General features: G+C 66.4%; 1 pseudogene. It reads left to right on the top strand.

Annotation, left to right across the window (positions count from 1 at the left end):
* Window position 1 precedes the first annotated feature (1 nt).
* Window positions 2–229: pseudogene (locus A3728_RS14820) on the top strand (TAXI family TRAP transporter solute-binding subunit); the annotation flags it as partial.

The following is a 229-nucleotide window of genomic DNA, read 5'->3' as shown; positions in this document are numbered from 1 at the left end:
ATTGGCGGTTTGCCTGACCGCAACGACGGCGGCGGCGCAGGACATCGATCTGCCGAAACAATTGTCCTGGACAGCCTATGGCACCGGATCGGCCGGCTATAACCAATCGGTCGCCATCGGGGCCGCGCTGCAGGACGCAACGGGCGTGAACCTGCGCGTGTTGCCGGGCAAGAACGACGTGTCGCGCACCGAACCGCTGCGCCAGGGGCGTGTGCAGTTCTCGGCCACC

The sequence above is a fragment of the Sulfitobacter sp. HI0040 genome (assembly GCF_001634885.1).
Classification (GTDB): domain Bacteria; phylum Pseudomonadota; class Alphaproteobacteria; order Rhodobacterales; family Rhodobacteraceae; genus Sulfitobacter.
Note: the sequence above shows the minus strand (reverse complement) of the source record. Positions and strands in the feature narration are given on the sequence as shown.